The organism is Nonomuraea insulae (assembly GCF_042656245.1).
Map to the genome: position 1 here is coordinate 314,578 of NZ_JBHSPA010000022.1, position 25,001 is coordinate 339,578.

Consider the following 25,001-nt stretch of genomic DNA (forward strand, 5'->3'; position numbering starts at 1 on the left):
TTTGCTAGGGGTATTTTCAGATGTCAGCCCCATCACCGTACGCCCCGGAGTCCTCTGCGGGCGACGGGGGCGACGGAAGCAGGCGTTCGATGACGGTGACGTTCGCCTGTCCTCCGCCCTCGCACATGGTCTGCAGACCGTAACGTCCGCCGGTCCGCTCCAGCTCGTACAGCAGCTTGACCGCCAGCACCGCGCCGGTCGCGCCGAGGGGGTGGCCGAGCGCGATGGCGCCGCCGTTCGGGTTGACCCTGGCCGGGTCGGCGCCGGTCTCCTTGAGCCAGGCCAGGACGACCGGCGCGAACGCCTCGTTGACCTCGATCGCGTCGAAGTCCTCGATGGCCATGCCGGTCATGCCGAGCGCGTGCACGGTGGCGGGGATCGGGGCGGAGAGCATCATGATCGGGTCGTCGCCGCGCGCCGACAGGTGGTGCACGCGGGCGCGCGGGGTCAGGCCGTGCTCCTGTACGGCGCGGGGCGAGGCGATGAGCAGGGCCGCGGCGCCGTCGGAGATCTGGGAGGCCAGGGCGGCGGTCAGGCGGCCGCCTTCCGTGAGCGGCCTGAGCGTGGCCATCCTCTCCGGCGTGGTGTCCCTCCTCGGGCCCTCGTCCGTGGTGACACCCTCGTAGGGGGCGATCTCGCGCCGGAAATATCCGGCGTCGATGGCGTGCAGGGCCCTGCGATGCGACTCGTACGCGTACCGCTCCATCTCCTCCCGCGACAGCTCCCACCGGGCGGCGATCATCTCGGCGCCGGCGAACTGGGAGACCTCGCGCGTCCCGTACCGCTCGGCCCAGCCCTTGGAGCCCCCGAAGGGGGTCTCGTGCCCGAGAGGGCGGCCCGCGAGCATCGCGGAGGCGATGGGGATCATGCTCATGTTCTGCACTCCCCCGGCCACCACCAGGTCGTTCGTGCCGGAGAGCACGGCCTGGGCGGCGAAGTGCAGCGCCTGCTGCGAGGAGCCGCACTGGCGGTCGATCGTGACGCCCGGCACCTCCTCGGGCAGCCCGGCCGCGAGCCAGCACGTACGGGCGACGTCGCCGGCCTGCGGGCCGATCGTGTCCACGCAGCCGAAGATCACGTCCTCGACCGCTGAGGGGTCGACGTCGGTGCGCTCCATCAGCTCCCTGAGCACGTGCGCGCCGAGGTCGGCGGGGTGGGCCGCGGCCAGTCCGCCGTTCCTGCGCCCTACGGGGGTGCGGACGGCGCCGACGATGTACGCCTCGCTCATCCACGCATCGTAGCAAGCGCTTGGTCTGCACGGGAACCGCGTATGAGCTGGGCCGGTTAGGTGAACAAGCGATTGTCCGAGGGTTCATAATGGTGACGTGACCACGCGAAAGAACTCCGGCACGACCACCACCCCGGCGAAGCGCCAGCGCGCCACCTCATCGGGGCCGGCGTCCGAGCGCCGCGACCACCTCGTCAAGCTCGCCGCGGAGCTCTTCGCGCGCAAGGGCTTCCAGGCCACGACCGTACGCGAGATCGCCGACGAGGCGGGCATCCTCTCAGGAAGTCTCTACCACCACTTCGACTCCAAGGAGACGATCGTCGACGAGGTGCTGTCCACCTTCCTCGACGACCTCGTCGCCCGCTACCGCGCCGCGCTCGACACCACCGCCGACGCCCGCACCGTGCTGTCCGAGATGGTGCGCATCGGCTTCGGCACCCTTGAGCCCCACCGTGCCGCCATCACGGTGATGCAGAACGACTGGAACTACCTTCGCCAGTTCGAGCGGTTCAACTACCTGGTCAAGGCCGAGGACGAGGTCGAGCAGATCTGGGTGAAGCAGATCAAGGCGGGGCAGGCGGCCGGGCTGTTCAGGACCGACGTCGACCCGAAGCTGACCTACCGGATGATCCGCGACACGATCTGGGTGGCGGTGCGCTGGTTCCGCCCCGGCGGCAGGCTCAACACCTCCGGCCTGGCCGAGCACTACATCACCGTGCTCTTCGACGGACTCGCCACGGGCGAGCGCACCACCCAAAAGGGATGAGCCTCGGCAAGGCGGTGCGACTGGCACTGCAGGAGGCCGCCGAATCCGGCAAGGCCGAGGCGATGCGCGCCTACATGAAGTCGGACATGCCGTTCCTGGGCGTCCAGGCGGTGCGCCGGCGGGCCGCGCTGCGCAAGGTCTTCGCCGAACTCCGGCTCGACACCGCGCCGGAGTGGCGGCGGGCGGTGCTCACGCTGTGGCGGGAGGCCGAATACCGCGAGGAGCGCTACGCCGCCATCGAACTGTCCGGCTACCACCTCTACCGGGAGTACCAGACCCTCTACACCGTCCCCATGTACGAGGAGATGATCGTCTCCGGCGCCTGGTGGGACCTGGTGGACGAGCTGGCCACCCACCGGCTCGGGGGCCTGCTGGCCACCTATCCCGACTCGATGCGGACCCTCATGCTGGACTGGGCGCACGACAAGGACCTGTGGAAGAGGCGCACGGCGATCCTCTGCCAGAACCGGTTCAAGGCACGCACGGACACCGCGCTGTTGTACGCGTGCATCGAGCCGAGCCTGTCGGACAACGACTTCTTCGCCCGCAAGGCCATCGGATGGGCATTACGCGAATACGCCAAGACCAATCCCGGCGAGGTGATCCGGTACGTCAAGGCCAAGGGCATCTCGGGGCTCAGCCGCCGCGAGGCGCTGAAGAACCTGCCCGTCGCCTGATCCTCATCGTGTCCAGAGAGCGTCCTGGACCGCCTGGACCAGGGCCATCAGCTCCGGCGTGACCCGCTCCTTCGACCAGGCCAGGGCGTAGGTGATGCGCAGGTCGCCGGCCTCCAGCGGCACGAACCGCACATCCTCCCGCCGCACCGTCCTGACCAGGAGCTGCGGGATGGGCAGCAGCCCCGCACCGGCGGCCACCAGGTCGAGGGCGGCGGCGAAGTCGTCGTCGGCCACCAGCCGGGAGCGGCCCGGCAGCCCCGGCCACGGGCGGTTGCCCGGCGTGAGCAGCACCTGGCCGCCCAGCTCGGCGGCGGCCACCCGGGGCCTCGACTCCAGCCGGTGACCCACCGGGACGGCCAGATGGTCGACGGTGACGTGGAAACGGGCAGCCGTGACGAACTGGGCGGGCGCGGGGGTGCTCAGGATCGCGGCCGACACCTCGCCGTCCGTCAGCGCCCGCACCGCCGCGCCACGACCGGCCGCGCGCAGCTCGACCCCGATGGCGGGAGTGCGCCCGGCCAGCCGCCTGACGATCCGCGCCGCCAGCGCCCCGACGAGCGGTGGATAAGCGAGGTGAATGGTCGGCCGGGCGAGGCGGGCCGCTTCGCCGCTGAACGCCCGCACCGACTCGATCACCTGCTCCGCGTACGCCAGCAGCGCCTTCCCCTCGGCCGTGAGCCGCACCTCGCGGGCGCTCCGCTCGAACAGCCTGACCCCGGCGGCGCGTTCGAGGCGGGTGATGGCCTGGCTCATGGCGGGCTGGGACATCCCCAGGTCGGCGGCGGCGGCCGAGAAGCTGAGCCGGCCCGCGACTCGCGTGAAGCAGTGGATCTCCCGAAGCATAAGCAGCACCAATACATGGTGCACGACTCGCGGGGTAGTCGGCACGATTCGAGCGACCTGACCGATCTCTGAGGGAGCCGAAAGAACATGTCCTCATTCCCCAAGTCCACCGTGCTCGGATACCCGCGCATCGGGCCGCGCAGGGAGCTGAAGCGGGCGCTGGAGTCGTACTGGGGCGGGCGTTCCCCCCGGGTGGAGCTCGACCGGGTGGGCGCCGAACTGCGGGCGCTGACCTGGCGGCGGCTGGCCGAGCTGGGGCTGGAAGGGCTGCCGTCGAACACGTTCTCGCTGTATGACCAGGTGCTGGACACGGCGGTGCTGCTCGGGGCGGTGCCGGCCCGCTACCGCGACGCCGAGGACCCCTACTTCGCGATGGCCAGGGGCACGGAGGGGCTGGCGCCGCTGCGGATGACGAAGTGGTTCGACACGAACTACCACTACATCGTGCCCGAGATCGGGCCGGACACCGTGTTCAAGCTGGACGCGAGCAAGCCGCTGGGCGAGGTGCGGGAGGCGCGCGGGCTCGGGCACGAGACGCGGCCCGTGGTGGTGGGGCCGGTGACGTTCCTGCTGCTGGGGTCGGCGCTGGACCGGCTGGGCGACGTGCTCGGCTGCTACGAGGAGTTGCTGACCGCCCTGGCCGCCGAGGGCGTCGCATGGGTGCAGTTCGACGAGCCCGCCCTGGTGGGCGACCGCACGCCCGAGGAACTGGCCGCCGTGCGGACGGCGTACGAGCGGCTGGGGGCGGTGAGCGGGCGGCCCTCGCTGTTCGTCGCGTCGTACTTCGGCGATCTCGGCGAGTCGCTGCCGGTGCTGGCCGGCACACCGGTGGAGGCCATCGGGATCGACCTGGTACGGGGCTCGGCACCGGTCGCCGATCTGACCGGGAAGACCGTGGTGGCGGGCGTGGTGTCGGGGCGGGACGTGTGGCGGACGTCGCCGGGCAGGGCGCTGGCCGCTCTGGGCGCCGTACGGGCCTCACGGGTGGTGGTGAGCACCTCGTGCTCGCTCCTGCACGTCCCCTACACCATCGACGACGAGCCCAGCCTTGAACCCGCGCTGAGGGGGCGGCTGGCGTTCGCGGAGGAGAAGGTGGCCGAGGTCGTGGCGCTGGCCGGGGCCGACTTCCGTGGCTCGGTGCCCGCCGGGCCGTCCGTCGCGCTGCCCGGTCCTGTGACGTTCGATGAGCGCGGCCCGTACGAGGTGCGCGCCGCCGCCCAGGCCGCCCACCTGCGGCTGCCCGCGCTGCCGACCACCACGATCGGCTCCTTCCCGCAGACCGGCGAACTGCGCGCGGCCCGCGCGGCGGTGGCGTCCGGCGCGCTCTCGCAGACCGGCTACGAGCGGCGGGTCGAGGAGGAGATCGAGCGGGTGATCCGCGTCCAGGAACGGCTCGGGCTCGACGTCCTCGTGCACGGGGAGCCCGAGCGGAACGACATGGTGCAGTACTTCGCCGAGCACCTCGACGGGTTCGCGGTCACGAGGAACGGGTGGGTGCAGTCGTACGGGTCGCGCTGCACCCGGCCGCCCATCCTGCACGGCGACGTCAGCCGTCCGGAACCGATCACGGTGCGATGGGCCACGTACGCGCAGTCGCTCACGGACAAGCCGGTCAAGGGCATGCTCACCGGGCCCGTCACCATCGTCGCCTGGTCCTTCGTACGCGATGACCTGCCGCTGCGTGACGTGGTGTTCCAGGTGGCCGCCGCCGTCAGGGAGGAGGTGCGGGACCTGGAGTCGGCCGGGGTGTCCATCATCCAGGTGGACGAGCCCGCGCTGCGCGAACTGCTGCCGCTGCGACGGGCCGCCCAGGCCGACTACCTGGAGTGGGCCGTGGCCGCTTACCGGCGGGCCACGTCGGGGGCCGCCGATCGTACCCAGATCCACACGCACCTGTGCTACTCCGACGCCGACCAGATCCTGGCCGCCATCGACGGCCTGGACGCCGACGTCACCACCATCGAGTCCGCCCGCTCCGGGGCGCGGATCCTCTCCGAGGTGTCCTCGTTCGGGCGGGGGCTCGGGCCCGGGGTCTATGACATCCACTCGCCCCGGGTGCCTGGCGCTGCGGAGGTCGAGGGGCTGTTGCGCAGGACGGTCGGGGTGTTGCCGGTGGAGCGGGTCTGGGTGAATCCCGACTGCGGGCTCAAGACCCGGACGTATGAGGAGGTGGAGGCTTCCCTGGCCAATGTCGTGGAGGCCACTCGGCGGGTACGCGCTGAGCTCCAGGCGTAGCCGCCTCGATTCGATTCAGGCGTAGCGCTCGGCGTACTCCTCGGTGGTCATGCCGAACAGGATCTCGTCGTGATAGCGGCCGTTGGCGTAGTGGCTTCTGCGCCGACGGCCCTCCTCCACGAAGCCGAGGCGGCGGTGCATGGCCAGCGACGCCTCGTTGTAGCTGTAGACCCACGCCTCGGCCTTCTGGAAACGACGCTCGAAGAACATGTACCGCAGGAGCAGGACTATGGCCTCGCTGGCGTAGCCCTTGTGGTGGTGCGGGGTGCCGACGCTGATCCCGTACGCGAAGGTGCCGTGGACGCGCTCGATCTCATGCGTGTTGATGAAGCCGACCAGCTCGTTCTCCGCCTTGGTGGCGATCACCAGGGAGAACTCGTCAAGATCGAGCTGCTCCTCGGCCTGCTCGGCCATCGCCTTCTTCGCCTGGGCGGCCGAGCGCGGCGGATGCAACCGCCAACCGCTCCGCACCGCGTCGGAGTCCTCCTCGAAGATGAGGGACTTCTCCCAGTCCTCCGGTTCTCTGGCGCGCAGGCGTACGCCTTCGCCTACCCAGGCCGACGATGTCATGGGAGGCAGCCAAGCAGATCCACCCGGCCTCCCGCGAGCCGATTTCCGTTCAGTCGGGGGGCGCTGCTGACGGTCGCTCAGGGGAGACCCGAGTGGTGGTTCGCCTCATCAGGAAACGGCTGGTCAACCGTATCGCGATCAGTGAGAGCAACCCCATGAGCACGAGGAAAAGCCAGGCGAAGAAGATGCCCAGCGCGATCGTCAAGGCGAGATCGAGATTCATGGGCGCAGCCCTTCATCCGTCTCCCCCACTGTGACGCGCCGAACATCCTTCCGCCAGGGATTGAGACGTCTCCCACCGCCCGCACATACGAGCGGACGATCTTCCTACCGGCCGAGCAGCCAGACGCACGGCAACAGGGCCTCCCCTGTTGTGACAGGGAATAAGGCCCGCTGTCTCTTGTCTCTCCGGTGACCTTGACCTGCTCGCCGTCGACAATGCCGGTGATGGACGCTTCTCGCTTGTGCGTGAAGGATGTCGTCCCCCCTCTGTAGTCTCTAGGTGACAAGGAAGGGAGTCGGCATGACCGCACAACCGCAGGACTTCATCTCCGTCGGCACACCTCTGCCTGAGAGGAACCTGCGGGCCATCCGTGCCGCGCTGGTCGTCCCGGAAGATCGTGAAGCTTTTGACGCCGGTCTCAGTGCCGTGCTCGACGAGGTCAGGGTAAGTCTGGATCTCGGAGCGTTGAACACCTTCGTGCACCGCTGGTGGATCTCCGCCTGTGACACCGCGAAGGATCCCGATGGGCGCCGTCAGATGCACGTCCGCGCCCAGCAAGCTCTGGCTGGGGAACCTGTTCCACAGGGAAGACCGTGGCGGGAGATCCTTGCTTCCGCCAGGGTTTGAGGCGACTCCCCGCGCCCGCGAGCAGACGGTCTTCCTCTCCCGGCTGAGCAGCCAGAGGCATGGCAATAGGCCTTCCCCTGCCGGTGACAGAAAGAGGGCCCGCTGGTTCACGGGATGGGTCTACGAGCCGACGCTTTCAGACGTCAAATTCGCCCTGAACGGCACCTGCCAGGAACGCTCTCCACTCTCCTTGCGTGAAGACCAGCACCGAGCCCTCGCTGTTCTTGCTGTCGCGGACCGCGATGATGCCGGGGAGATTGGTGGCGACTTCCACACACTGCCCGTTGTCGCCGCTGGCGGTGGACTTACGCCACTCCGCTCCATCGAGTTTTACCTGGTCCATTTGCTTATCGCATCCTCTATCGCCAGTTTCGTCACGCTCTTCGGCTGCGCATCCGCTCTGATGCGGTCATATCTCTGCTTGAGCTGAGCAACGGCCCCGTGATCGCCGGTGACCTGGCCGGAAAGAATCGAGTCGGCGGAGACGACTTCAGAGCCTTCTCGCAGGCGCGCCAGGGCGAACGCGCTCATCATGCCAGGTACACATCCGGCGGCGATAGGCACGAGCTGGACAGTGATCCGTGGGTGTTGCGCCAATTCGTACAGATAGCGCAGTTGGCCTGCAAGGACATCCGGCCCTCCGATGGGGCGATGCAGCACGCCTTCATCGATGAGGGCGAGGAAGGTCGGTGGGTTGGGGCCGGCGAAGATGTTGATGCGCCGGGTCCGGGCCTGGACACGCTCTTCCACGCAATCCGGGGAGGCTGTCGTGGAGAAGATGGCGCGGGCATAGTCGGCGTTCTGCAGCAGTCCGGGAATCAGCAGCGGGTCCCAGGATTGCAGGATGACGGCTTGCGGTTCGATCTCCTCAACCCATCGAGCGAACCACCCGAGAGCGGGCGATTGGGAAATGCGGGTGCACAGAGCGGCGAAGTGGCCGTCAAGACCGAAATTCCGATCGATTTCCTCCGCGAAGTCGATCGTGGGAGCGCGACGCCCTCTCTCGATATGACTGATAAGTGATTCATGGCAACGTATGCGGACTGCGAGCGCGGCTTGGGTAATTCGTGCGGCTTTGCGGTGTTCGGCAAGGTCGTTGGCAAAACGCGCCCGAGGTGTCATTTGGTCGCTGGAGTCGAGGTCCACGGCTTCTCCACGGCTGCGAGCGGGAGCAATACTGCCGCGACCGTATAGCGACGAGAACACGACGGTCAATACATAAAGCACGTCGTTCTTTGTCGTCGAGGTTTCGCCAGATTATCGCACCAATCACGAGCGCGAATCTTCATGCTTGGAACCGACGCAAGTCGAACACGACAGCTTGCCTGTCGCGGGGAAATGGTAGGCACAAGCGCAGACAAGTCGGTGATTTCATGCCAATGAGAACCATGCAGATTCCGGACGTGGCCGCGTGGAAAGGCACGACGCTTCGGCGCGGTGCCACGGCGCCACGACAGGCGCGGCAAATGATCGAACTGTGGCTGCAGGACAGCCACCCAGTGCTCCGGTCCAACGTCGTGCTGGCCGCCTCCGAACTGGTGACCAACGCCATCCAGCACGTTCCGGCGGGCGAACGACGCGAGTGGGTCAAGGTGCGGATCGGCCTCGGCGACGGCTTCGTCCGCCTGGAGGTGACCGACCCGGGCACATCGCAACCCAAGCCCCGCTTCGCGCCCCTGCAACTCCACTCCATGGCCCAATCCGGCCGCGGGCTGGGCCTGGTGGCGGTCCTGTCTGTACGGCGTGGCACGCACCGTCTGGGGTGCGGCCACCGCGTCGTGTGGGCCGACCTGGCGGGCGGCGGGGGTGACGATGGCCCAGCTCAGACGTGGGTAAGCTCGATCAGCATGGAGAGAATCGCGCGATACGGGAAGTTCGTGGCCAAGGATGGGCAAGGTCAGGAGTTGGCTGTGCTCTTGCTGGGCGCCGCGGGTGCGTTGGAGAACGAGCGCGGATGTGAGCTGTACCTGATCAACCGGCAGACCGATGCGCCCGACACCGTTTGGGTGACCGAGCTCTGGCGCAGCAAGGCCGACCTCGACGCCGCCCTGAAGCAGGTGGCGGGTAGTTCGGAAGTTTCCGCCGCGCTGCGACTCGTCCGCTCGGCCGAAACGATCGGACTGGATCTGCTGGGCGGTGCGGGACTGGCCTCGGCTTCTTGACGGTTGGCGACTTTTGTTGGGCGTGATGCTCGACGAGCGCCTCATGCCGAGTCGCCCGTCCCGCCTTGCGGTGTGGCAGCGAAGTTGGAGTGGTCAGCGCGCTGGCTGTGGCGCATCACCTGAGCATTAGATCCCGCGCTTCTGCCAGCAGGTCGACCTGCGCCCGCCAGTCGTCCCCCGATATCCCGATGACCGCGTGGCTCGCCCCGGACTCGCGGTAGGCGTTGAGTTTCTCGGCGGCCTCGTCGGGCCGGCCCGTGAGCGGGATCTCCATGACCTCGTCGATCGGACGGCCGTAAGCCCCGCTGATGCCAGCCGCGAGCTGCGCCCGGGACGGGATGCCCGGCCCGGTGCCCAGAGCGGCGGAGCCTCCGATGGCAATGACCGGAAGTGGCCGCCCATGACTCGCGGCCAGCTCCGCCAGCCGAGCCTGTCCCTCGGCGACCTCCCGGGGCGAGATCAGGGACGGGAACCATCCGTCGCCCAGCCGCGCGGCCCGCCGGATGGCCGCCTCTGACGCGTTGCCGACCCACACGGGAGGCATGTAGGCAGCGGGGGCCAGCGTGACCGCCGGCTGTCCCGGCTCGTCCCTCAGGTGAGTCTCCTCACCTGCCAGGAGCTTGGGGAGCAGTTCCAGCGCGGTGTCCGTACGGCTGCCGCGCTCCCGGTATGTCACCCCGGCGGCCGCCCACTGTTCCGGCCCACCCCCCGAACCGACACCCAGGACCAGCCGGTTTCCTGACACGTACTGCAGGGTCGCGATCTGTTTGGCCGCCCAGACTACGGGCCGGATCGCCGGGATGAACACGCTGGCGCCGATCCTGATCGTCGAGGTGGCCGCAGCGGCGGTGGCCAGCGCGATCGGTGCGTCGAGCGTCGGCCCGCCGATGGCCAAATGATCGCCGTGCCAGACTCCGTCCAGCCCGGCGTCCTCCGCGTGGCGGGCGGCCTCGCGCAGGTCAATGCCGTTCTCTTGCTGTTTGCTGATCCCGGGGAGGATGACGCCGATCTCAAAGGTCTTCACGAAACCGACTATGCAACCTCACGTTAGATTGAGGTCAATTCCGTAGGTCCACGAATCTCCGATGGCGTTCGCTGTTCACCATCGCCATCCAAGATTTCAGTTCGAAGGCACGGGGCGACGGGGAAGCGCGCGCGAAGCCTGCGCCGGGATGAAAGCGTCTTCGCGGAGCGAAGTCCTTCAGGGGTCGGGGCTTGGCCCGACTGGGGAACGGCTGAGTTCTCGACGCGCGAAGCGCCCTCTGCGAGGTCCTTGCGTGCCGCCAGGCGCGCCCCAGGAAGACAGCCCGAGCGAAGCGAGGCCCACTCGGGGCGGGCATACAGGGCCCACCGTGTTATCGGCCCACGGGTGGGCGCTGGGCGAGCGGGCCCTTCCGGGCGGGCATACAGGGCCCACCGTGTACACCGGCCCAGGGGTGGGTGGCGGCGGGCCTACTCGAAGGTTCGGGGGAGGTGGGACAGGGCGGCTTCCGCGTAGTGGCGGGGGCCCGTGCTCAGGCCGTACGCCAAGTCTTCGATCAGCGCGCATCTCGCGTGGAACAGCACTCTCGCCCGGTCCTCATCCGTCACCTCGAACTCATAGTGTGTCACCGTCTGTTCGAAGACTTCCGGGCCCAGGTCCCGGTAGATCAGGGCGAAGTCGTGTGCCGGGTCCGTGATGGCCGCGTCCGTCCAGTCGATGATGCCCGTGATCGCGCCCGCCTCCACCAGCACGTGTTCGGCCCCCAGGTCGTTGTGGCAGAACCTCATGGGTCCGGGCCCGTTCGGTGGGGGGTCGCCGAGGAAACGTTCCACCAGGGCGCGGTGCGGGGCGGGGACGTGGGATTCGACGTCCCGGTAGTCCAGTTCGGCGTCCTGCAGGAGGGTGGGTGCGGGGTAGACGTCCAGGGGGGCCAGTTCGCGCATCCGCGCCGGCGCGGCGCCGTGGATCGCGCTGAGGAAGGCGGCCAGCGGCTCGGCCAGGGCGATGGGGTCGAAATGGGGATCCTGGTGCAGGTTGAGGGGGGTTCCGGCGAGCTTGCGGTACGCGATCGCGCCGGATTCGTCGTCGGCGAAGACGACTTCGGGGACCGGCAGGGGTGACAGTTCCCTGACTGCCGCCAGGCGGGCGGCCTCCTGCCGGTTGGCCTCGGGGTCGCTCACCCTGCTCCGCCGTACCAGCAGCTCGTCGTTGACCTCGTACACGAAGTTGTCGAGGCCGTGGCCGAGCCGGCGGACGGAACGCACCCGGTAGTCGGGCAGGTGGCGGGCCAGCAACGCGCGGATGTCGCCAGTCACACTCCGCACCATAGGCCGCAGATGTCCGGTGTGCGAGCTATTTCAGGGCTCCCGCCGTCAGGCCGGACTGGATCTGGCGTTGGAAGACCGTGTAGACGATCAGCATGGGGAGGATGGCCAGGGTGAGGGCGGCGAACAGGGCCGACCAGTCCTGGTCGTAGCCGGCGGCGGTGGAGACGTCGGCGATGCCCATGGTGAGGACCCATTTGTCCCGCTCCTGGAGGAGGATCAACGGGAGCTGGTACTGGTTCCACTGGCCCAGGATGTTGAAGATCGTGATGCTGATGATCCCGGGCTTGGCCATGGGGAGCATGATCTGGAAGAACACCCGCGTGTGCGAGGCCCCGTCCACCATCGCGGCCTCCCCCACCGCGGTCGGCAGGGTGCGGAAGAAGGACGACAGGAAGAAGATCGTGAAGGGCATCGAGTACGCGATGTAGACCAGGATCACGCCCCCGTGCGTGTTCAGCCCGATGAACTGGCCGATCACGGGGATGTTGCCGGTGTTCTGGACGACGAAGAACAGCGGTGTCAGGGCCAGGTAGACGGGGAAGGCCAGGCCCGAGACGAACAGGAAGTAGATCGCCCGGTTGCCGCGGAAGGGATAGCGGGCCAGCACGTACGCCGCCATCGACCCGATGAGCATCGTCCCGAACGTACTCAACGACACCACGATGACGCTGTTGAGCATGTACTGGCCGATGTGCACCTGTTCCCAGGCTCTGGCGAAGTTGTCCCAGCGCAGCGAGGCCGGCAGCGACCAGGCGTCGCCGAAGATCTCGTCCTCGCTCTTGACGGAGGCGAGGAACGTCCACACGATCGGGACGATCACCAGGACCGTCCAGATCAGCAGCGCCACGTGGGTAAGCAGCCCGAGCGGGCCGAGCCGGCGTCTGCGTTCCTCGCGGGCGATCTTCCGCGAGTGCGCCGCCATCCACGACATCGATGTCATTCAGTACTCGATTCTTTCGCGCCGGGACAGACGCAGCGAGAGGATCGCGAAGCCGATCGTGAAGAAGAACATCACCACGCCCAGGGCCGAGGCGTAGCCGAAGCGGAAGTGCTCGAAGGCGTTGCGGTAGATCTCGGCGGCCATGACCGTGGTCGACCAGTTGGGGCCGCCGTGCTGCAGGGTCATCACCCAGACGATCGCGAAGACGTCGAGGGCGAGGATGCCGAGGTAGACCCAGGCGACCTGGATGGTGTCCCAGAGCAGCGGGAGCGTGATGCGGAAGAACAGGTTGACCCGGCTCGCCCCGTCGATCTGCGCGGCCTCGAACATGTCCTTCGGGATGCCGGCCAGGCCGGCAGAGAACAGTACGACGTAGAAGCCGACCGCCTGCCAGACCATCACCGCCAGCACCGACCAGAACGCCACGTTCTGGTTGGACAGGAACCCGATCGGCTCGGCCCCGAGCGCGATGAGGGGACCGTTCAGCATGCCGCTGCCGTCGGGCCTGAACACCTGCTGGAACAGCACCGCGACCACGGCCACGGCCAGGACCTGCGGGAAGAAGAAGATCACGCGATAGAACTTCGACCCGCGGATCCCCGTCACGCCCTGCGGCCCGCCCACGTTGAGCAGGAAGGCGAAGAACAGGGCGATGACGATGGTGAACAGCGGCAGCAGGACGAGCAGCGCACCGTTGTGCGTGACGGCCTTCCAGAAGTTGCCGTCGTTGAAGAGCCGCTGGAAGTTGTCCAGCCCGATGAACCTGGGCGTGGCCGTCACACCGCGCCAGTCCGTCATCGCGATGTAGAACGCCTGGAGGTACGGGGAGATCACGTACACCAGGTAAAGAATCACCGGGGCTGCCAGGAACGAGGTGATGAACAGCCCACGGCGATACCTGTTGAAGATCATTAGCGCTTGTACTTCTTGATCGAGGAGTCGTTCTTGATCTCGTCGGCCTTCTTCTGCATGCGTTCGAGGTACTGATCCGCGGTCAGACCGCCCGACATGAGCTCGCCGGTGGCGGCGATGCCCTCGTCCTTGAGCTGGCCGTACCAGTTCTGCCAGCGGTAGAAGACGGTGTTCGTCCCCGCGTCGGTGATCGCCTTGGTGGCGCTGGTGACGCCGGGCGAGATGTCGCGGCCCTCGGTGGCCCCCTTGACCACGGTCAGGGTACGGACGAGCGCGCTGAAGTCGCCGGCCGCCTTCTTCGACAACATGGCCCGCAGGTACTCCATCCCGGCCTGCGGGTGGGCGCTCCTGGCGGAGACGATGAAGTTCTCGCCCGGCTGGGTGTGCAGGGTGCCGTACGGCATCTTGTCGGAACCGGTCACGTCGGGAATGGGGAACATGCCGTACTCGAAGTCGGCCGGGGTGGTCGTCTTCTGCTCGTTCTCCAGCCAGGAGCCGGAGGGCAGCATGGCCACCTTGTACTTGTTCTGGGCGGTCTGCGTCTGTACGTGGTCGAGGCCGGTGGTGCCCTGCATGAGATATTTGGCGCCCACCTCGGCCCAGGCGGCGGCCGCGGTCTTCATGGCGTCGGTGGTCCAGGCGCCGTCCTCGAGGTTGTCGATGTTGACCAGCACCTCGTTGCCGCCGATCTTGGCGCCCATGGTGAGCAGCGGTTCGTACAGATATTGCGGGAATTTCCCGGCATAGGTGAACGGCGCCATCTTGCCGGACTTCTTGATGGTCTCGCAGAGCGCGAGGAACTCGTCCCAGGTCTTCGGGATCTGCCAGTCGTTGTCCCTGAACACCTTCTGCGAATACCAGATGCCGTGGATGTAGTTGACGTAGCCGAGCACGGTGAACTTGCCGTCGTACATGCCGATGTCGATGACGGACTGGTCGAGCATGTCCCTGACCTTGACGTTCGGGTCGTCCCACGAGGGGGCGTCGAGCAGCGGGGTCAGGTCCTGCATCTGGTTGTCCTGGGCCAGCGCGCCGAAGTCCATGAAGTTGGCGCCCGAGTTGTCGATGACCTCGGGCGGGTTGCCGCCGGCGAAGCGCGGCTGGAGGACCTTGGTGATCTCCTTGGTCGCGTTGTGCTTGATCTCGACGCCCGCGTACTTGGATTTGAACAGCGGTTCGTGGATGTTCTTGGCGTAGTCCTGGCCGAAGCCGCCGTCGAAGATCCAGATCTCCAGCGGCTTGTTGTTCGCCACGCCGAAGGGGTTGGCGGCACTGGTCGCGACCGGGGCCGCCGAACTCGAGGCCGCCGGCGGAGCGGCGGGCGTGGCACAGGCGGCCAGCGCGCCCGCGACAGGTACGAGCGCCGCTCCACGGAGGAGCTCGCGCCTGCTGAGGTGGGGGGTGTGAGGCATATGACTACTCCTGACCTTTCATGATCCGCGTCTGATACGCCCTGCGTAACGGCTCTCCAGGGCCTTGTTGTGCTCATCGCCGCCGGTCACGTTGACCGACAGGTAGATCGGCGGCGTCTCGCCGAGCGCGACGAGCTCGTCCACCGCCTCGGTGACCACCATCTGCGCGAGCAGCGCGGAGGTGATCGTGGAAACCGCACCGTAGCTGCCGCCGCCTGGCAGGTCGAGGATCGCGTCGCCGTACGGCGCGCCGTTGTCCAGCACCACGTCGGCCAGGTCGAGCAACTTGCCGCCTGACGGGTGGCGCGAGGTCATGCGGGTGCTGTGCTCGACCGAGGTGATCGCGATCAGCGGGTGTCCCCGGTCCTTGACGATTCTGGCCAGCTCGACGACCGTGCCGTTCACGCCCGAGCTGGAGACCAGCACGAACACGTCCTCGGGCGCGATCGGGGCCAGCTCGTAGATCTGGTGCGCGACCTCCGGGTCCCGCTCCAGCTCAGGGGTGAGCACGCTCGGGGGCTGCCCGCCGTACAACACGAGGTCCTTGGGGGTGAGGCGATTGCTCGGTACGAGGCCGCCCGCCCTCCCGGCGATCTCCATCGCGATGGCCTCGGAGTGCCCTGAGCCGAAGGCGTTGACCACGCCGCCCGCCCGGATCGAGGACACGAACAGCCCGGCCGCCCGGCGTACCGGCTCTGCCTGGCTCTCCGCGACCTGGCGTGCCAGATCGAGGACCTTGGATGCGTACGTCATTCAGCCTCTCTCCACCCGATGGCTCTCCACGGCGCTGATCGTGCGCTCGAACGCCTCATTCGTCCGCTCATAAGTGCGTTGGGCGACCGCCACGTACACCGCGTCCAGCACGAAGAGCTGCGAGTGCACGGCGGCCAGCCCGCCGAGCCGGAACGTGGTCTCCCTGCTGGCGGTGGTCAGCACCAGGTCGGCCAGCTCCGCCAGCGGGGAGCGGGCGAAGGAGGTGACGGCCACCGCCAGCGCGCCGTGGCTGCCCGCCTCGGCCAGCGCCTCCATGACCTCACGGGTACGGCCCCGGTGGCTGATCCCGATGGCCACGTCGCCCGCCTTCAGCAGCGCGGCCTCCGACAGCGCCACGTGCGCGTCGCCCGCGCTCCAGCCGGGGATGCCGATGCGGCGCAACCGTCCCTCGAACATGGTGGCGACGTTTCCGCTGGTGGAGACGCCGACGAGGAGCACCCGGGGCGCGGCCACGATCGCGTCGGCCACCTGGGCGACGACGTCGAGGTCGAGCTGGGCGGCGGTGTCCTGGATGAGCCTGGTGTCGGCCGCCGCCATCACCTCGACGGCCGCGTCGAGCGGGTCGTCGGGGCCGATCTCGTGACCGACGCCCGCGCCCCAGCCCGCCTGGGCCGCCCTGCCCGTCTCGGTGGCCAGGGCCACGCGCAGCTCGGCGTAGCCGGAGAAGCCGAAGGCCCGGCAGAACCTGGTCACGGTCGCGGGCGAGCTGCCCGCGCGTTCGGCCAGAGCGATGATGGTCGACCGCGCGGCCTCGGCCGGGTCGCCGAGAATTACCTCACCGACTCTGCGCAATGCCTCCGGCAAACCGGGTAGTTCTGTTTCGACGCGCCCGAGGGCTCCTGAAGTCACGAATATTCCTTCCGAATACCCGGTCTTCTGGCGAAAATTATTCTTGCTTCCGGGTCACGTCAACCCCCAGACTCGGACCGTGACTCAATCGCTAGTGGTCGGCGTCGATGCCGGTGCCACCTCCACCCGCGTGGCCGTCCACGCGCTGGACGGGACCCGGGTGGGATACGCGCGGGCCGGAGCGGGCAACCCGACCGCGCACGGGATGGCGAAGGCGGTGGCGGCGGTCGGGGCCGCGCTCGGCGAGGCGCTCGGCCGCCTCGACGGGGCACAGGTGGTCGCCTCGCTGACGGGGGTGGCCGGGCACGTGGAGGAGATGGCGCTCGAGCTGGCGAAGATCTGGGCCGATCACGGGATCGCCGAAGGACCGCGCTACACGGGTGACGTCCAGATCGCCTACGCGGCGGGCTCGCCGGAGCCCGACGGCTCGCTGCTGCTGTCCGGCACGGGCGCGGTCGCGGCCCGGATCACGGACCACAGCCTGAACACGGTCGCCGACGGCTTGGGGTGGCTGCTGGGCGACGAGGGCTCGGGCTTCTGGATCGGGCGCCGGGCCGTCAAAGAGCTGGTCGGCGCCCTCGACAAGGGCATGCCGGTGCCGCCCGGCGATCGCGTCACGGGCGGCGGCGCGCTGGCCGAGCTCGTGGTGGAGCACTTCCTCGGCGATCAGCGGCCCGCCTCACCGCGAGAGACCGCCATCCGCATCGTACGGCTGGCGCAGGCCGACCACATGCGCCTGGCCGCCCTGTCCACCCTGGTCAGCCAGGCCGCCGAGGCAGGTGACCCGTCGGCCGTCAAGATCGCGCACAAGGCCGCCGACCATCTGGTGACGACCCTGCGCAGGGTGCATGTCTCCGGGCCCGTGGTGCTCGCCGGCAGCGTGCTGACCAGCGACGGGCCGGTGCGCCGGGCCGTGGTCGAACTGCTGGCCGGCGAGCGGGTGGCTACGGCGGGGGACGCGGCCGGCGCGGCGGCCTGGCTGGCGGCCCGCGACCTGCTCCCGGACGCCAAGAAGCTCCACGCGACCTTCACCTCCGCCGCCTGACCAGGCGCACTCCATACGTCTGGTCGTTCTGTCTTGTCTGGTTGTACGGGCTCCTCTGCCTGTATAGACAGAACGATATGGGAGCTCTTGCCCGCCTTGGCCTATGTTGCCTACGTGCTCGACTACGAAGGCGACACCCACATCTACCTCCAGATCGCCGCAATCCTGAAGCAGCGGGTCTCAGGGCTCTCATCCGGAGACCCGGTACCGAGCGAGGCCGACATCCAATACGAGTTCGGGGTCGCCAGAACCACCGCCAGGCGGGCGATCCGCGTCCTGCGCGAAGAAGGGCTCGTCTATACCGTCCAAGTCGAGGGCGCCTTCGTGGGACCTCCCGCGGAAGCACCTCGCAAGAGGCGCAAAACATCGCATTACCAGCGGATTGCACAAGAGATAGCCGACCAGACCTGGCCCGAGGAATGACTCTTGCCTACATACTCGTATCTACACGTCTAGCATACGAGCATGCTCGATCGAGATGGCCCCGTCCCGCTCTATATCCAGATCGCCGAGGTGATCCACGAGCGGATCGCCAAGGGTGAGCTTCGAGTCGGTGATGCCGTGCCAAGTGAGGCCGCCATGGAGGAGGAGTTCGACATCGCGCGGAGCACTGCCCGCAACGTGGTCCGCGAGCTTCGTCGACGTCAGCTCGTCCATACCGTCAAAGGCGAAGGCACCTTCGTCGGACCTCTCGGGGTTGCACGCCCGAAGCAGACAAATGCCCTCTACATCATCATCGCCAGAGATATCGTCGCCCAGATCAGAAGCGGCGAAATCAAACCAAACCGTGCGATACCCAGCGGGAAGATACTGACGCGCCGCTATGGAGTCGCCAAGATCACGGCACTGCGCGCCGTTTCGCTCTTGCGGGAACAAGGGTGGGTGTTCACGGTGCCCTACCGCGGCACGTACGTGTCCGACCCGGCGGGCTGGCCCGAGGAACCGGAACGGGGCGAGATCATGACGACGGCCTTTTCGCCGCTTGCCCGCCCTCGGCCTCTAGCCCTTGACCGCCCCCGCCGTCATGCCTGTGCCGACGCGGCGTTGCAGGAACAGGAACAGCAGTAGTGCGGGCAGGGCGAACAGGCTGGCGGCGGCCATGGTGGCGCCCCAGTCCGTGCCGAACACGTCCCTGAACGACGACAACCACACCGGCAGCGTACGTTTGTCCTGATCCTTGATGATCAGCACGTTGACGAACGCGAACTCGTTCCACGCCGTGATGAACCCGAACAACGACGTCGCCATCAACCCCGGGGCCAGCAGCGGGAACACCACCCGCCGGAACGCCACCATCCGGCTGCACCCGTCCACCTGCGCCGCCTCCTCCAGTTCCAGCGGGATCGCGGCCAGGAAGCCGCGCAACGTCACGATGGTGAACGGCAGCGTGATCATGAAGTACACGCCGGTCAGCATGGCCAGGGAGTCCAGCAGGTCGGTGTCGCGGGCGATGATGAACACCGGCACCAGCAGCGCCTCCCACGGCGCCATCTGCGCCGCGAAGACCGCCACCACGAAGGCGCCCTTGCCCCGCCACCGCATCCTGGCCAGCGCGAACGCCGCCAGCAGCGCCACCACCAGCGCGAGCAGCACCGCCGCCACCGTGACGAGCAGGCTGTTGCGCCAGTAGGTCCAGAACCCCGGCGCGTTGATCGCGGTGATGAAATGGTCGAGCGTGGGGTGGACGGGCCAGAACGTGGGGGTGTCCGCCTGGATGTCCCTGGTCGGCTTGAACGCGGTCAGGAACATCCAGTAGACCGGGAAGATCGTCACGACGAGCACGGCGACCGCCGTCGCGTTGAGCACGAACCGTTTCATGAGCGCACCATCCGTCGCAGGTTGCTGACCAGGGCGACGGCGAGGACGATGACCGTGAGCATGGCCACCGCCGAGCCGAGGTCGTAGCGGTGCAGCACGCGGGCGACCTTGAACGCGTACACGGGCAGGGTGGTCGTGGCGCCGTCGGGACCGCCCTGGCTGAGCACCCAGATCTGCGGGAAACACTTGGCCACCCAGATCACCTCCAGCGAGGCGACCAGCGCGAACAACGACCTGAGCATCGGGAAGGTGACCTTCCAGAACACCTGCCACCCGGTCCCGCCGTCGATCCTGGCCGACTCGAACAACTCCACCGGGATCGTGGTCAGCCCGGCGTAGAGGGTGAGCGCGGCGAACGGCACCGACTGCCACACGACCAGGATCACGAGCACGGCGAACGTGGCCGTCCCGTTCGCGAACCAGGTGTAACCCTGGAAGGAGTCGAGGCCCAGCGTGACCAGCAGCCAGTTGACCACGCCCAGCTCCGACTGGAACAACCACTGGAACACCGTCGTGGCCGCGATGATCGGCGTGGCCCAGGCCAGCGCGAGTGCGCTCATCAGGGCCAGTCTCAGGCCGCGGCGCAGGCGCGGGAGCATGAGGGCGATGCCGGTGGACAGGCCCACGATGAGCACCACGTTGATCGCCGTCCAGGCGAGCGTACGCACCAGGACCTGCCAGAACTCCTCGCCGCTCAGCAGCTCGACGTAGTTCTCCAGCCCCGCGAACGCCGCCCCGCCCCTGATCAGCTCGCCCATCCTGAAGTGCTGGAACGAGATCAGCGCGGCCTTGAGCAGCGGATAGAGCAGGAGGAAGGCCCCGCCCGCCACCGTGGGCGCGATGAGCAGGTAGGGCCAGTAGGACCGGTTCCGCATTCAGGATCCGCTGTTCAGGGTCGTGGTGATCGTCTCGGAGACCTTCTTCGCCTCCGTGGCCGGGTCGCCGCCGGTGAGGACGGCGGTCATGTACTGCTTGATCACGGAGGTGGCCTCGACGGCGGCCCAGTTGGGGGTGTTCGGGGTGGCGCGGCCGTTGGCGGCGGCCTCGGCCATGGCGGCGGTGCCCTCATCGCCGGAGAGCACGCCGGCCAGCGAGGTACGGTTCGGGACGAAGCTCATGGCCTTGGCCAGCTCGGTCTGGAACTGCTCACCGGCCAGGGCCTTGACCAGCTCGTACGCCTCTCCCTGGCGCTTCGAGGCGGCCGGGACGATCAGGTCGGAGCCGCCGGTGAAGACCGTGCCCAGCTTGTCGGGCGTCTTCCCCGGAATGGGGAAATATCCGATCTTGTCCTTCAGGCCGGCGTCCACCTCCAGGATGCGGGCGGCGACGCCGGGCACGGCGATGATCTGGGCGACCTTGCCCTGGGCGAACACCTCGTGCTGGGGCGGGTTGGCCTCATCGGCGTCCTTCGGGCCCTTGCCGAGGGCCTGGAGACTCTTGTAGAAGCCCATGCCGGCCTGGGCCTGGGGCGTGTCGAGGGTTCCCTTCCACTTGCCGCCCTCCTGGGCCGCCAGGTCGCCGCCCTCGTCCCAGACGAAGCCGGCGAGGGCGTACCAGGTCTGGCCGGTCAGGTAGATGCCCTGGTTACCCCCCTTATTCAGATTTTTCGTGATTTCTAGCCACTCGTCCCTGGTCTTCGGGGGCGCTTCGATCCCGGCCGCCTTGAACAGGTCCTTGTTGTAGACGACCACACGGTTGGCGGCGTACCAGGGGATTCCGTACTGCTTGCCGTCGATGTTGCCCGGCTGGGCCAGGCCCGGCAGCCAGTCCTCGCCCTTGAGGTCGGCCACCTTGCCGGTCAGGTCGGTGACGCCGCCACTGGCCGAGTACTGGGCGACCTGGGTGTTGCCCACCTCGATCACGTCTGGCGCGTCGGTGCTGGCCAGGGCCGCGGTGACGCGCTCGCCGATGCCGTCCCACGCCTGGATCTGCAGGTCGAGGTCGAGGCCCTGGCGCGCCGTCTCGTACTCGGTCTCGAACTTCTTCAGCAGGTCCTTGGTGACGCTGCCGTCCATGATCCAGACGGTCAGCTTGGTGGGTGCCCCGGGGGCCTTCAGGTCCTCGGCGGTGCCGCACGCACCCAGCGCGAGCACGGCCGCCAGGGCCACGATGCGGTGTTTCATGGCATTCCTTCTGGTGGGGGGTACCCGCGCCCGCCGTGGCGGGCGCGGGGCTTGCGTCACGGGTTGGGGACGGTGTCCTTGAAGGCGGTCCCGGCGGAGCGCAGGGCCGCGACACGGCTCGTCACGTCGGCGGGCGAGACGACCTCGTTCTTGCTGTAGTAGAGGTAGTCCGCCTGCTGCCGGTACGTACGGGTCCCCGTGGCGCCCTGGAGATCGATGAACCACTGGTTGAACATGATCCACATCGGCGTCTCGGGATAGTAGATGTCACCGTGGTCGGCGAACAGGCGACCGTCCACGTAGTACTTGATCCGGCCCGCCGAGACCTGGATGACCAGGTCGTGCCAGCCGGCGAAGCTCGTCCGCTCCTCGGTGTGGGTGTTGACCGCCTGCCACGGGTCGCCCTGGTAGGTCTCCCAGCTCGTGGTGTAGAGGATGTTGGACGGCTCGCCCCAGCCGCCGTTGGGCAGATACTCGAAGTCGAGTTCGCCGTAGTCGGGGTCCAGGTTGTAGCGCAGCGGGGTGATGGTGAAGAACGTCTGCACGACGTGCTCGCCGTCGGGGCCGCCGGTGGGGGCGTCGCTGAAGCGCACGCGGGCCGCGTACGTGCCCTCGTGGAACTTGCGGCTCGCGGTGGACAACTCGGTCTGTACGGTGCCCGCGGCGGTGCCGTTCGTCGAGGAGTCGAGCGTCAGCAGGCCGCCGGGGAACGAGACGGCTCCTGGCGACCAGGTGGCGCCGGGCACGCCGGGGCCTCCCGAGCTGGAGCGGACGGTCCAGCCGCGCTGGGCGAGCAGGGGGTCGTTCGGCCCCGAGTAGGTGAAGTCGTCGAACAACACGCCCGCCGAGCCCGGGGGCACCGTCGGTGTGACGGTGGGCGTCGGTTCGGCGCCGGTGGGCTTGCCCCAGGCGAGCCCGCCGTTCACGTACACGGTGACCTTGTCCCAGTTCGCGTAGCCGGTCTGGGGGCCGTAGGAGTAGTCGTCGGACTGCGTGAACGTCTGCCAGTCCGCGCGGTAGAAGCGCAGCTGCATGTCGCTGGTGTTCTGGCCGGGGGCGAGGCTGCCCGAGGTGAAGCCCACCTCCAGGTACTGGGCGCTGCCGCTCTGGCGGACGAACTGCCCGGTGATCGTCGAGCAGCCGACCACGGCCCAGGAGCAGGCGAAGCGGTAGGTCTCGGCGCCGGTCAGGTAATAGCGGATCTTGACCTGGTTGAGCGGGATCGTGGTGGTGCCGTCGTTGAACAGGCGCAGCCAGGGCTCGGCCTGGGCCGTCGTGGCGCCGGGGGCGCTCGTACGGTACTGGAGGCGGACGGCCTGGGCGGCGTTCGCGGGGACGGCGACCAGGGCGATCGCGACCAGGACGATGGGGATGGCTAAGGAGACGAAAACTTTTCCGAAATTTCGGGACATGGGCGGGGTTCTCCTTGCAGCTTGTGCGGCCCCCGAAATCTGTGCATGCCGAACAGAGGTGGTGGCGCCGGACGTGCTCAGGCGCCGCGGCGGATGCGGCCGGCGTACCGCTCCTCCAGCCGGAGGTTGTGCGCGTCGCCCTCGGGGACGTTGACCGAGAGGTAGACGGGCGGCACTTCGCCGGCTTCGAGCAGGTTGCCCACCGTCCGGGTGACCACGAGCTGCGCCAGCAGCGCGGAGGTGATGGTGGAGACGGCCCCGGTCGCGCCCCCGTCGGGCAGGGGCAGCACGGCGTCGCCGTACGGGGCGTGGTTGTCCAGGACGACGTCGGCCAGGTCGATGAGCTTGCGGCCCGAGGGGTGCCGGGACGCGACGGCTTCGCAGTGGGCGCGGGAGGTGATCGCGATCAGGTCGTGACCGCGGTCCTTGACGAGGGTGGCGAGCTCGACGACCACGCCGTTCACGCCGGAGTTGGAGATGATGACGAACAGGTCGTGCTGCTGGACGGGGGCCAGGTCGAGGATGGTGTGCGCGATGGCGGGGTCACGTTCGAGGTCGTAGCGGTCCAGTTCGGAGCGGGGCGCGTCGCCGTACCTGACGATGTCTCTGAGGGCGAGGCGGTTGGTGGGGACGAGGCCGCCGGCGCGGCCGGCGATCTCCATCGCGACGGCCTCGGAGTGGCCGGAGCCGAACGCCTGGATGACGCCGCCCGCGGTCAGTGACTTGGTGAAGAGATCGGCGGCGCGCGTGATCTCCGGATCTTCCGGGATGATCTGTACGAGGTGCGCGACGCGTTCGGCGAACTCTTCCGGATTTACTGTCATGTATCCCCTTCTGGTAGACGGTGTCCGGCCACAGCGCGGACGGTGACGTCGAAGGCCTGTTTCGTACGTTCGTAGGTTTGTTGGGCGACCGACACGTACACGACGTCGAGCACCAGCAGTTGCGAGTGGATCGCGGCGAACCCCTCCGACCGGAAGCTCGTCGCGCGGCTCGCCGTCGTGAGCACCAGCTCGGCCACCTCGGCCAGCGGCGACCTCGGCTGCGAGGTGACGGCCACGGTGATCGCGCCGTGGCTGCCCGCCTCGGCGAGCACCTCGATGACCTCGCGCGTCCTGCCGCTGTGCGAGATCCCGATCGCCACGTCGCCCTGCCCGAGCAGCGCCGCGTCGGTCAGCGCGCTGTGGGCGTCGGACCTGCTCCAGGTCGGCACCCGCATGCGCTGCAACCGGTATTCCATCTCGCTCGCCACCGCCGCGCTGCTCGACACCCCGAACAACAACACCCGCCCCGCCCTGGCCACCGCCTGCGCGGCCTTCTCGACCACGGCCAGGTCGAGCTGGTCGCGGGTCTCCTGGATCAGGCGGATGTCGTTGCCGGACACGACGCCCAGCACCCGTTCGAGACTGTCGTCGGGCAGGATCTCCTGGCCGATGTCGGTCTCCCACGTCTGCTGCGCCACCCGGCCCGTCTCGGTGGCGATCGCCACGCGCAACTCCGCGTATCCGGCGAAACCGAGGGCGCGGCAGAAGCGGGTGATGGTGGCCGTGGACGTCCCGCTCCGCTCGGCCAGGTCGACGATGGTCAGCCTGGCGGCCTCGGCGGGGGCTTCGAGAATGGCGTCGGCCACCTTGCGCATGGCCTCGGGCATGTCGTGCCGCTCGGCTTCGACGCGGTTCAGGAGTTCCACGCTGGTGATAATTATGCCCAGACTATGGCGTCGTCAAGGCGTTTGGACAATAATTTTTGACATGCGACTGGTTCTCGGCGTCGACGCAGGAGGCACGTCCTCGCGTGCGGCGCTGTTCACGGTGGAGGGCTCTCTCGTACGGCGGGGGCACGCGGGCGGGGCCAATCCCGGGGCGCTCGGCCTGGAAGCGGCCGCCGCCAACCTGACCACCGCCGTGCTCGAAGCTCTGGACGGGATCTCTCTGTCACAGGTCAGTGGGGTGGTCGCCGGCCTGGCGGGCAATCCCGCGCTGTGCGCCGCGCTGACGGACCGCGTCTTCCGCGACATCCTGCCAGTACGCCGCGAACGCGGTCGCGACGTCCTGCCCGGGATCTCCGTCTCGACC

General features: G+C 68.2%; 28 protein-coding genes. 9 read left to right on the forward strand and 19 right to left on the reverse strand.

The window, feature by feature from the left end; genetic code table 11:
• Positions 1 to 16: 16 nt before the first annotated feature.
• Positions 17 to 1,228, reverse strand: coding sequence for an acetyl-CoA C-acetyltransferase (locus tag ACFPZ3_RS17415; protein WP_379515150.1), 1,212 nt, complete (start codon positions 1,226 to 1,228; stop codon positions 17 to 19).
• Positions 1,229 to 1,325: 97 nt separating this feature from the next.
• Here ACFPZ3_RS17415 and ACFPZ3_RS17420 point away from each other — a divergent pair, with 97 nt between their 5' ends.
• Both ACFPZ3_RS17420 and ACFPZ3_RS17425 read left to right on the forward strand, forming a co-directional pair.
• Positions 1,326 to 1,994, forward strand: coding sequence for a TetR/AcrR family transcriptional regulator (locus tag ACFPZ3_RS17420; RefSeq protein WP_379515151.1), 669 nt, complete (start codon positions 1,326 to 1,328; stop codon positions 1,992 to 1,994).
• Positions 1,991 to 2,671: a DNA alkylation repair protein gene (locus ACFPZ3_RS17425; protein ID WP_379515152.1), complete on the forward strand. Its 681-nt coding sequence runs from the start codon at positions 1,991 to 1,993 to the stop codon at positions 2,669 to 2,671. Before ACFPZ3_RS17420 ends, ACFPZ3_RS17425 begins: the two co-directional genes overlap by 4 nt.
• 3 nt (positions 2,672 to 2,674) lie before the next feature.
• Here the strand turns inward: ACFPZ3_RS17425 and ACFPZ3_RS17430 are convergent, their stop codons facing one another.
• Positions 2,675 to 3,514 (reverse strand): LysR family transcriptional regulator, encoded by an 840-nt coding sequence (locus ACFPZ3_RS17430; protein WP_379515191.1) that lies wholly within the window; start codon positions 3,512 to 3,514, stop codon positions 2,675 to 2,677.
• An 87-nt stretch (positions 3,515 to 3,601) separates the two neighbouring features.
• On the opposite strand from ACFPZ3_RS17430, the gene metE reads away from it, so the two are divergent.
• Positions 3,602 to 5,749, forward strand: a complete 2,148-nt coding sequence (gene metE, locus ACFPZ3_RS17435) for a 5-methyltetrahydropteroyltriglutamate--homocysteine S-methyltransferase (protein ID WP_379515153.1) — start codon at positions 3,602 to 3,604, stop codon at positions 5,747 to 5,749.
• A gap of 15 nt (positions 5,750 to 5,764) precedes the next feature.
• Here metE and ACFPZ3_RS17440 read toward each other — a convergent pair whose 3' ends face one another.
• Both ACFPZ3_RS17440 and ACFPZ3_RS17445 read right to left on the reverse strand, forming a co-directional pair.
• Positions 5,765 to 6,319 carry a GNAT family N-acetyltransferase gene (locus ACFPZ3_RS17440; RefSeq protein WP_379515154.1) on the reverse strand — a complete coding sequence of 185 codons (555 nt, stop codon included), beginning with the start codon at positions 6,317 to 6,319 and terminating at the stop codon, positions 5,765 to 5,767.
• Positions 6,320 to 6,368: 49 nt separating this feature from the next.
• Positions 6,369 to 6,542, reverse strand: a complete 174-nt coding sequence (locus tag ACFPZ3_RS17445; protein ID WP_379515155.1) for a hypothetical protein — start codon at positions 6,540 to 6,542, stop codon at positions 6,369 to 6,371.
• Between the two features lie 300 nt (positions 6,543 to 6,842).
• Between ACFPZ3_RS17445 and ACFPZ3_RS17450 the strand changes: the two genes are divergently transcribed.
• Entirely contained in the window at positions 6,843 to 7,169 is a 327-nt protein-coding gene (locus tag ACFPZ3_RS17450) for a DUF6247 family protein (protein WP_379515156.1), read from the forward strand.
• A 136-nt stretch (positions 7,170 to 7,305) separates the two neighbouring features.
• Here the strand turns inward: ACFPZ3_RS17450 and ACFPZ3_RS17455 are convergent, their stop codons facing one another.
• Together ACFPZ3_RS17455 and ACFPZ3_RS17460 are read right to left on the reverse strand one after the other, a co-directional pair.
• A complete protein-coding gene (locus ACFPZ3_RS17455) occupies positions 7,306 to 7,512 on the reverse strand; it encodes a DUF397 domain-containing protein (RefSeq protein WP_379515157.1) in 207 nt (68 codons plus the stop codon).
• A complete protein-coding gene (locus ACFPZ3_RS17460) occupies positions 7,500 to 8,315 on the reverse strand; it encodes a helix-turn-helix domain-containing protein (RefSeq protein ID WP_379515158.1) in 816 nt (271 codons plus the stop codon). Before ACFPZ3_RS17460 ends, ACFPZ3_RS17455 begins: the two co-directional genes overlap by 13 nt.
• Before the next feature lie 242 nt (positions 8,316 to 8,557).
• Here ACFPZ3_RS17460 and ACFPZ3_RS17465 point away from each other — a divergent pair, with 242 nt between their 5' ends.
• Complete coding sequence (locus ACFPZ3_RS17465) at positions 8,558 to 9,331, forward strand: ATP-binding protein (RefSeq protein WP_379515159.1); 774 nt, start codon at positions 8,558 to 8,560, stop codon at positions 9,329 to 9,331.
• Between the two features lie 115 nt (positions 9,332 to 9,446).
• Here the strand turns inward: ACFPZ3_RS17465 and ACFPZ3_RS17470 are convergent, their stop codons facing one another.
• The 7 genes from ACFPZ3_RS17470 to ACFPZ3_RS17500 form a co-directional block, all read right to left on the reverse strand.
• On the reverse strand, positions 9,447 to 10,355 hold the full coding sequence (locus ACFPZ3_RS17470; protein WP_379515160.1) for an LLM class flavin-dependent oxidoreductase: 909 nt from the start codon (positions 10,353 to 10,355) through the stop codon (positions 9,447 to 9,449).
• 428 nt (positions 10,356 to 10,783) lie between these two features.
• A complete protein-coding gene (locus ACFPZ3_RS17475) occupies positions 10,784 to 11,629 on the reverse strand; it encodes a phosphotransferase family protein (RefSeq protein ID WP_379515161.1) in 846 nt (281 codons plus the stop codon).
• A 37-nt stretch (positions 11,630 to 11,666) separates the two neighbouring features.
• On the reverse strand, positions 11,667 to 12,581 hold the full coding sequence (locus ACFPZ3_RS17480) for a carbohydrate ABC transporter permease (protein ID WP_379515162.1): 915 nt from the start codon (positions 12,579 to 12,581) through the stop codon (positions 11,667 to 11,669).
• Positions 12,582 to 13,493, reverse strand: coding sequence for a carbohydrate ABC transporter permease (locus tag ACFPZ3_RS17485; protein WP_379515163.1), 912 nt, complete (start codon positions 13,491 to 13,493; stop codon positions 12,582 to 12,584).
• A complete protein-coding gene (ngcE, locus tag ACFPZ3_RS17490; RefSeq protein WP_379515164.1) occupies positions 13,493 to 14,905 on the reverse strand; it encodes an N-acetylglucosamine/diacetylchitobiose ABC transporter substrate-binding protein in 1,413 nt (470 codons plus the stop codon). Before ngcE ends, ACFPZ3_RS17485 begins: the two co-directional genes overlap by 1 nt.
• An 18-nt stretch (positions 14,906 to 14,923) precedes the next feature.
• A complete protein-coding gene (locus ACFPZ3_RS17495; RefSeq protein ID WP_379515165.1) occupies positions 14,924 to 15,658 on the reverse strand; it encodes a sugar isomerase domain-containing protein in 735 nt (244 codons plus the stop codon).
• Entirely contained in the window at positions 15,659 to 16,528 is an 870-nt protein-coding gene (locus ACFPZ3_RS17500) for a MurR/RpiR family transcriptional regulator (protein WP_379515166.1), read from the reverse strand.
• 79 nt (positions 16,529 to 16,607) lie between these two features.
• On the opposite strand from ACFPZ3_RS17500, the gene ACFPZ3_RS17505 reads away from it, so the two are divergent.
• The 3 genes from ACFPZ3_RS17505 to ACFPZ3_RS17515 all read left to right on the forward strand — a co-directional run bounded on the left by ACFPZ3_RS17505 (position 16,608) and on the right by ACFPZ3_RS17515 (position 18,641).
• A complete protein-coding gene (locus ACFPZ3_RS17505; protein WP_379515167.1) occupies positions 16,608 to 17,573 on the forward strand; it encodes an N-acetylglucosamine kinase in 966 nt (321 codons plus the stop codon).
• 114 nt (positions 17,574 to 17,687) lie between these two features.
• The gene (locus tag ACFPZ3_RS17510) at positions 17,688 to 17,996 is read left to right on the forward strand and encodes a GntR family transcriptional regulator (protein WP_379515168.1); all 309 of its coding nucleotides are present in this window, start codon (positions 17,688 to 17,690) and stop codon (positions 17,994 to 17,996) included.
• 42 nt (positions 17,997 to 18,038) lie between these two features.
• The gene (locus ACFPZ3_RS17515; protein ID WP_379515169.1) at positions 18,039 to 18,641 is read left to right on the forward strand and encodes a GntR family transcriptional regulator; all 603 of its coding nucleotides are present in this window, start codon (positions 18,039 to 18,041) and stop codon (positions 18,639 to 18,641) included.
• Here the strand turns inward: ACFPZ3_RS17515 and ACFPZ3_RS17520 are convergent.
• From ACFPZ3_RS17520 to ACFPZ3_RS17545, 6 genes are all read right to left on the reverse strand, one after another.
• A complete protein-coding gene (locus tag ACFPZ3_RS17520; protein WP_379515170.1) occupies positions 18,573 to 19,391 on the reverse strand; it encodes a carbohydrate ABC transporter permease in 819 nt (272 codons plus the stop codon). The genes ACFPZ3_RS17515 and ACFPZ3_RS17520 overlap by 69 nt on opposite strands.
• Entirely contained in the window at positions 19,388 to 20,266 is an 879-nt protein-coding gene (locus tag ACFPZ3_RS17525) for a carbohydrate ABC transporter permease (RefSeq protein WP_379515171.1), read from the reverse strand. Before ACFPZ3_RS17525 ends, ACFPZ3_RS17520 begins: the two co-directional genes overlap by 4 nt.
• Positions 20,267 to 21,514, reverse strand: a complete 1,248-nt coding sequence (locus ACFPZ3_RS17530; RefSeq protein WP_379515172.1) for an extracellular solute-binding protein — start codon at positions 21,512 to 21,514, stop codon at positions 20,267 to 20,269.
• Between the two features lie 56 nt (positions 21,515 to 21,570).
• Positions 21,571 to 22,926, reverse strand: a complete 1,356-nt coding sequence (locus ACFPZ3_RS17535) for a cellulose binding domain-containing protein (RefSeq protein ID WP_379515173.1) — start codon at positions 22,924 to 22,926, stop codon at positions 21,571 to 21,573.
• Positions 22,927 to 23,003: 77 nt separating this feature from the next.
• Positions 23,004 to 23,750 carry a sugar isomerase domain-containing protein gene (locus ACFPZ3_RS17540; RefSeq protein ID WP_379515174.1) on the reverse strand — a complete coding sequence of 249 codons (747 nt, stop codon included), beginning with the start codon at positions 23,748 to 23,750 and terminating at the stop codon, positions 23,004 to 23,006.
• Entirely contained in the window at positions 23,747 to 24,616 is an 870-nt protein-coding gene (locus tag ACFPZ3_RS17545) for a MurR/RpiR family transcriptional regulator (protein WP_379515175.1), read from the reverse strand. Before ACFPZ3_RS17545 ends, ACFPZ3_RS17540 begins: the two co-directional genes overlap by 4 nt.
• Positions 24,617 to 24,677: 61 nt before the next feature.
• Here ACFPZ3_RS17545 and ACFPZ3_RS17550 point away from each other — a divergent pair.
• Positions 24,678 to 25,001: BadF/BadG/BcrA/BcrD ATPase family protein (locus tag ACFPZ3_RS17550; protein WP_379515176.1), on the forward strand; the 324-nt coding region annotated here is incomplete at its 3' end.